The organism is Drancourtella sp. An57, assembly GCF_002161525.1.
GTDB classification, from domain to species: domain Bacteria; phylum Bacillota; class Clostridia; order Lachnospirales; family Lachnospiraceae; genus Sellimonas; species Sellimonas catena.
Window position 1 is genome coordinate 1 of record NZ_NFHY01000036.1, and the last position, 1607, is coordinate 1607.

The following is a 1607-nucleotide window of genomic DNA, read 5'->3' on the forward strand; positions in this document are numbered from 1 at the left end:
TAAAATGAGCCCTATAAAGAGGACACGGGTAAAATCCTTTTTGTACGTATTTTGAGATTTAATCCTATATTGTGGACACAGATTTGACTGCTGTTATTATGTTGATAGCTTTGAAAACCCAACTGTGGACATTGATATACAGCTTATCTGTTGTTGTGATATATTTTTTACAGAAAGGTGGACTATCTATGTCAAAACAAATCGTGTTTACGCAGGAACAAATCGAAATACTGGAAGGAAACATTTATACACATCATGTTTCTTCATACTGCATTGTTTTCACAGTTGCTTTTAAAGTTTTTTTCGCCAGCCAAGTAGATCTTCCTCAAATGACCACTCAGAAAATTATGCGTGCTGCTGGATATGATCCTTCGCTTTTCTCACGAAGCTGTCTGGATGGAATTCGTAAACGTATTCTGAAAGAAGCCCGTTCTCCTGAAGGTTTTAAGGAGCCCAGAGGAATTTCTCATTCAGAAAGGACTGCTTTGTTTGCCGAAAAAGATCTGGCTAAACAGCGGATGGATACAAGTATCCGAGAATTGCAGGAACGCATTGTTCATTTGGAAAAGCAGGTTGAGTTTTTAAAAAAAACTTCACATGTCCGCAATCGGCAGAAGTAAGACAACACGTCCCAACCGGCGAACTCTTTGCACTGATCCAGCAGGAAACCATGACAGAGTCTTCTCTTAGTGTGAAAGAACTCTGCGATCTTGCAGGCGTTTCCCGTTCGGGATACTACCGATGGGTGAATGCCTCGGATACACGCAGATATCGTGAAAAGCGGGATCTCGAAGATTTTGAACTTATTAAAACAGCTTATGAGTTCCGTGGATATGCAAAAGGCTATCGGAGCATTTGTATGAGACTGTTCCGTATGGGATTCCGAATGAATCATAAAAAAGTAAAACGATTAATGAAAAAATTTGGTCTCTTCTGTCCAATCCGCAAAGCCAACCCCTACAGACGGATGGCAAAAGCATTGAAGACGGATGCTGTCGTTCCGAATCATGTCAACCGGGAATTCCGGAGCCATGGTCCCCGTAAGGTTTTGCTGACAGATATTACCTATATTCGGTTTGCTGACGGTTTCTGCTATCTCTCTGTGATAAAGGATGCTTTTACCATGCAGATCCTTGCCTATCAGTTAAGCAGTTCCCTGGCTGTGGATTTTGTTCTTGATACTGTGAAACAACTTCTCAGAGAGTACCCGGAACTGTTAAATGCAACGGCCTGGCTTCATTCCGATCAAGGCTGCCATTATACCAGTATTGCATTCCGCAATCTATTAAAAGATGGAACTCTTCGTCAATCCATGTCACGTAGAGGAAACTGTTGGGATAATGCCCCGCAGGAAAGTTTCTTTGGACATATGAAAGATGAACTGGCTCCTTATATCCCGTCATGGAAAACATTCGAGGATGTGAAGGCTCGTATAGATGACTGGATGGATTATTATAACAATGACCGATACCAGACACTCCTCCATGGAATGTCTCCAAACGAGTACTATAAATATATTAAAACCAACGAGTTACCATCAGCATTTAAGCTGTTATAAAATCCAGACAAAAAATTTTTCGGATGTCCTTGACAAGGGGCTCACTTTA

At 41.3% G+C, this 1607-nt stretch carries 2 protein-coding genes; both read left to right on the forward strand.

The genetic code is table 11. The features are described from left to right. Window positions 1-188 precede the first annotated feature (188 nt). A complete protein-coding gene (locus B5G11_RS16025; RefSeq protein WP_087255646.1) occupies window positions 189-620 on the forward strand; it encodes an HTH domain-containing protein in 432 nt (143 codons plus the stop codon). 35 nt (window positions 621-655) lie between these two features. Continuing rightward, window positions 656-1558, forward strand: a complete 903-nt coding sequence (locus B5G11_RS16030) for an IS3 family transposase (RefSeq protein WP_255396464.1) — start codon at window positions 656-658, stop codon at window positions 1556-1558. Window positions 1559-1607 lie beyond the last annotated feature (49 nt).

Coding starts and splice junctions, on each gene's coding strand:
- B5G11_RS16025 (WP_087255646.1), top strand. CDS start 189: ATGTCAAAACAAATCGTGTTTACGCAGGAACAAATCGAAATACTGGAA.